Source organism: uncultured Thiodictyon sp. (assembly GCF_903828115.1).
Taxonomy (GTDB): Bacteria; Pseudomonadota; Gammaproteobacteria; order Chromatiales; family Chromatiaceae; genus Thiodictyon.
Map to the genome: position 1 here is coordinate 1 of NZ_CAIKKU010000301.1, position 4524 is coordinate 4524.

Consider the following 4524-nt stretch of genomic DNA (forward strand, 5'->3'; position numbering starts at 1 on the left):
AATCGTGGTCGGATTATTCGATTACGACAACGACAACGACAACGAACCCGGGATCTCGGTCACCACATCAGTTCTGATCGCACCCCGATCCTGGGGGCGGGTTGTAACGGGCCGGTCAGACCCCGATCTTGCCCGGCTGATAGTGCCTGCTGCACGCCGCGGCGGACACCACGCGAGCGTAACCCCGGGCGGCGGCGCCGTGCCGCGGGTGACCGACGGAGTTTTCATGAAGACCTATATGTGCGTAATTTGCGGATTAGTCTATGACGAGGCCAAGGGCTGGCCCGACGAAGGTATCGCCGCCGGGACCTGCTGGGAGGAGGTCCCGTCGGGCTGGAAGTGCCCGGAGTGTGGGGCCGGCAAAGACGACTTTGAACTGGTGACCTTGTGACGGCCCGCCAAGCGGCTACCGCGCGCCTGGGCCAGCGGCGCGCGGATCAGGCAGAGCCGCAGTTGTCGTCTACACTCCCACGTATGAACGCGCCGACCAAGCAGCCCAAGCAACGCGACCCCGGGGTCCAGCAGATTCTGACCCTCGCCCGCCGCTATTGCGACTGGATCGAGGCGGCCGGGCCCGCCGCGCCGCACTGGCTGCGGGAGGTGGCCCTGCTGTTGCCGTGGCTGCACGCCGCCATGACCTCGGTCCCCGACCACGGGCCCCGGGCCGGGCCCGTCAACCCGGTCGATCTGGACGCGCGCTTCGATCTCTACTCGCGCCTGCGGGCCTTGCTCGCCGATCGGGACGGTTATTTCCTGGAGTTCGACCGCGCGCAGGAGGGTTTGGACGCCCGGACCGGCAGCCTGGCGGACGACCTGACCGATATCTACTGCGAACTGAAGGGCGGTCTGCGGATCTTCGACCTGGACCCGCAGCGCGCGCTGCAAACCTGGTTGCTCGGCTACGAGGGCCACTGGCGCGAACACCTGATCGATGCCGAGCGGCACCTGGCCATGTTGGCCGCCGCCGATCGCCTGGGCCCGGTCGGGGACCGCGATTAGTCCTTTTTTCCCCTGGATTGAACGGGTCGGTTTCTGTTAAATTCCCGCGCCAGTTTAGAATATCGGAGACGACCCAGCATGTCTGCACCCCTGACCAGCGAGCACCTGACCCTGACCTCGCCCGCCGCGGCCAAGATGAGTGAGCTTTTCAACCAGGTCGACGACAGCATCCAGGGGGTGCGCGTCTTCGCCACCGCCGGCGGCTGCAGCGGCATCGGCTTCGGCATGACCTTTACCGACGAGATCAACGAGGACGACGGCGTGCTGTCCTGCGATGGCTTCAAGGTCGTGGTGGACGACGGGACCCTGGACCACCTGCGCGGCGTGGAGATCGATTACGTCGATGACGCCGAGGGCGGCGCCCACTTCCGCTTCAACAACCTGCCGCGGGCCGAAGGCGGCGGTTGCGGCAACTGCGGCTCGCATTCGGGCGGCGGCTCCGGCGGCGGGTGCTCCTGATCCGGCGGGCGCGGCAGCGGCCCGGCGGCCGCAGCCTCCGCGCCCACCAGCGCCCCCGGCCGGCAGGATGCCCCATCGACAGCGGCTGCGGCCGCTGTTTTGTTTTTCGCCATCACGTCACGGCCGTGTCCCAGTCCGCCCCGCGGCGGCCGGTCTCGGTCGCGCAAGGGGTCAGGTCATGATCAAGGTCGGAATCGTCGGCGGGACCGGCTACACGGGCGCCGAACTGCTGCGCATCCTACTGCGGCACCCGCGGGCCTCGGTGGCGGTGATCACCTCCCGGGGCGAGGCCGGTACGGCGGTGTCGGACCTGTTTCCCCACCTGCGCGGCCAGTTCGACCTGTGCTTCAGCGAGCCCGATCCGGTGCAACTGGGTGCCTGCGATGTGGTGTTCTTCGCCACGCCCAATGGGACGGCCATGGGGCAGGCCCCGGACCTGCTGGCCCGCGGCGTCCGCGTGGTCGATCTGGCCGCGGACTTCCGGCTCCGGGACCCGGCCCAGTGGGAGGCCTGGTACGGGATGCCCCACGCCTGTCCGCAACTGCTCGCGGACGCGGTCTACGGCCTGCCGGAACTGCACCGGGACGCGGTGCGCTCCGCGCGCCTGATCGCCAATCCGGGCTGCTACCCGACGGCGGTGACGCTGGGCTTTGCCCCCTTGCTGGCGCGGGGCCTGGTGGATCCGGGCTGGTTGATCGCCGATGCCAAGTCGGGTGCCAGCGGTGCCGGTCGCAAGGCCGAGACCGGCCTCTTGATGGCCGAGGTGGGCGAGGGCTTCAAGGCCTATGCGGTCAAGGGGCACCGCCACGCGCCCGAGATCGGTCAGAACCTGGCCCGGCTCACCGGCCGGTCGGTCGGCCTGACCTTTGTCCCCCACCTGCTGCCGATGATTCGCGGGATCGAAGCGACGCTCTACGCGCGCCTGAGCACCGACGTGTCGGACGCGGACCTGACGGACCTCTATCGGCAGCACTACCTGGGCGAGGCCTTCGTCGACGTGATGCCGGCCGGTGCCAATCCCGATACCCGCTCGGTGCGCGGCAGCAACCTGTGCCGCATCGCCGTGACGCGCCAAGCCGGTTCCGACGTGGTGATCGTCCAGTCGGTAATCGACAATCTGGTCAAGGGGGCGGCCGGACAGGCGGTCCAGAACATGAATCTGATGTTCGGGTTGGACGAGGCCGCGGGTCTCGGCGCGATTGCCTTGTTGCCCTGAGTTCCCAGCCTCGCCCAACCCGCCGCGTAGGACGTCGGGCCTGGTGCTTGAACTGCCCGCCGCGCAGACGCAACTAGTGTTATCGAGCAACTTCAACGAACATGAGTCAGCCATGAGCACAGAAAACCCTACCGATTTGCCCCTGGTATTCACCGCGTCAGCGGCGGCCAAAGTCGCCCAACTCATTGTTGAGGAAGGAAAGCCGGAACTGATGCTGCGGGTTTATATCCAGGGCGGCGGCTGCTCCGGATTCCAGTACGGCTTCACCTTCGACGAGTCGGTGCAGGACGGGGATACGCAAGTGGTGACCGACGGCGTGAAGTTGCTGATCGATCCCATGAGCATGCAGTACCTCACGGGCGCCGAGATCGACTACACGGAGGGCCTGCAAGGCGCCCAGTTCGTCATCCGCAACCCCAGCGCATCCACGACCTGTGGCTGCGGCTCCTCGTTCGCGGTCTGATGCCTTTGGATACCGTCGAGTCGTCGCTCGCGCTGATCCGGCGCGGTACCGAAGAGATCCTGCTGGAGGAGGCGCTGCGCAAGAAGCTGGAGCGCGGGGTGCCCTTGCGGGTCAAGGCGGGTTTCGACCCGACCGCGCCCGACCTGCACCTGGGCCACACGGTCCTCATCAACAAGCTGCGCCAGTTTCAGGAGTTGGGCCATCACGTCCTCTTCCTGATCGGCGACTTCACCGGCATGATCGGCGACCCGACGGGCAAGAGCGCCACCCGCAAGCCGCTATCACCTGAACAGATCGCGGCCAATGCCGCGACCTATCAGGAGCAGGTCTTCCACATCCTCGACCCCGCACGGACCGAGGTCGTATTCAACTCTCACTGGATCGAACCCCTGGGCGCGGCGGGCCTGATACAACTCGCCGCCCGGCACACGGTGGCCCGGATGCTGGAGCGCGACGACTTCGGCAAGCGCTACCGCGGTGGGCAGCCGATTGCAGTGCACGAGTTTCTCTACCCGCTGATCCAGGGCTACGACTCGGTGGCCTTGCGCGCCGATGTGGAGCTTGGCGGAACCGACCAGAAATTCAATCTCCTGGTGGGGCGGCAGTTGCAGGAGTCCTACGGGCAGGAGCCCCAGGTGGTCATCACGCTGCCGCTTCTGGAGGGGCTCGACGGCGTCCAGAAGATGTCGAAGTCGCTCGGCAACTATATCGGGATCACCGACGCGCCGGACGACATGTTCGGCAAGCTCATGTCCGTGTCGGACGAGCTGATGTGGCGCTACCTGGAGCTGCTGAGCGCCCGTCCCATGGCGGATATGGACGCCTGGCGGGCCGCGGTGGCGGACGGCGCCAACCCGCGTGACATCAAGTTCGAGTTGGCGCAGGAGATGGTCACCCGGTTTCACTCGCCCGCGGCGGGCCTGGCCGCCAAGGAAGGGTTCATCGCGCGCTTCCAGCAAGGGGTTGTCCCGGACGATCTGCCGGAACTCCTCGTTGCCGCGGACGCCGCCGACGGGGTGGGTCTCGCCCGGCTTCTCAAGGACGCGGGTCTGGTTCAGACGACCTCCGAGGCCCTGCGCCTGATCGGGCAGGGGGGTGTGAAGATCGATGGTGAGCGGGTCGCGGACCCGCGGCTGCGGTGCCGGGTCGGCACCACGCACCTGTATCAGGTCGGCAAGCGGCGATTTGCCAAGGTGCGGGTCGCGTCAGGGCCTGACCAGAATCCATAAGTAACGAATCAAGAACAAGTTAGACACAATCGTTGTCGTTGTCGTTGTCGTTGTCGTTGTCGTAATCGTAATCGGAGAAGCGATTCATTTTAAGCATGAACAACCCGCTGTCGATCGGGGGCCATGATCACGGTTCCGGCACGCGGCCTCGTAGATCG

Annotated in this window: 6 protein-coding genes; all 6 read left to right on the forward strand. The window is 66.5% G+C overall.

The genetic code is table 11. From position 1 onward, the window contains the following. The first annotated feature begins 226 nt into the window (after positions 1-226). The 6 genes from QZY48_RS11085 (at position 227) to tyrS (ending at position 4366) form a co-directional block, all read left to right on the forward strand. On the forward strand, positions 227-391 hold the full coding sequence (locus QZY48_RS11085; protein WP_295430922.1) for a rubredoxin: 165 nt from the start codon (positions 227-229) through the stop codon (positions 389-391). Positions 392-474: 83 nt separating this feature from the next. Then, positions 475-999, forward strand: a complete 525-nt coding sequence (locus tag QZY48_RS11090; protein ID WP_295430919.1) for a DUF5063 domain-containing protein — start codon at positions 475-477, stop codon at positions 997-999. A 78-nt stretch (positions 1000-1077) separates the two neighbouring features. Then, positions 1078-1458 (forward strand): iron-sulfur cluster assembly accessory protein, encoded by a 381-nt coding sequence (locus tag QZY48_RS11095; protein WP_100917983.1) that lies wholly within the window; start codon positions 1078-1080, stop codon positions 1456-1458. 178 nt (positions 1459-1636) lie between these two features. Further along, entirely contained in the window at positions 1637-2674 is a 1038-nt protein-coding gene (argC, locus tag QZY48_RS11100; RefSeq protein WP_295430920.1) for an N-acetyl-gamma-glutamyl-phosphate reductase, read from the forward strand. 112 nt (positions 2675-2786) lie between these two features. Continuing rightward, positions 2787-3137, forward strand: a complete 351-nt coding sequence (gene erpA / locus QZY48_RS11105) for an iron-sulfur cluster insertion protein ErpA (RefSeq protein ID WP_295430921.1) — start codon at positions 2787-2789, stop codon at positions 3135-3137. A 5-nt stretch (positions 3138-3142) separates the two neighbouring features. Further along, the gene (gene tyrS, locus QZY48_RS11110) at positions 3143-4366 is read left to right on the forward strand and encodes a tyrosine--tRNA ligase (RefSeq protein WP_295430923.1); all 1224 of its coding nucleotides are present in this window, start codon (positions 3143-3145) and stop codon (positions 4364-4366) included. The last annotated feature ends 158 nt before the right edge of the window (positions 4367-4524 follow it).

Bases quoted from the DNA above. Each gene is read 5' to 3' on its own strand.
- QZY48_RS11085 (WP_295430922.1), top strand. From the start codon at position 227: ATGAAGACCTATATGTGCGTAATTTGCGGATTAGTCTATGACGAGGCC.
- argC (WP_295430920.1), top strand. From the start codon at position 1,637: ATGATCAAGGTCGGAATCGTCGGCGGGACCGGCTACACGGGCGCCGAA.
- QZY48_RS11090 (WP_295430919.1), top strand. From the start codon at position 475: ATGAACGCGCCGACCAAGCAGCCCAAGCAACGCGACCCCGGGGTCCAG.
- QZY48_RS11095 (WP_100917983.1), top strand. From the start codon at position 1,078: ATGTCTGCACCCCTGACCAGCGAGCACCTGACCCTGACCTCGCCCGCC.
- erpA (WP_295430921.1), top strand. From the start codon at position 2,787: ATGAGCACAGAAAACCCTACCGATTTGCCCCTGGTATTCACCGCGTCA.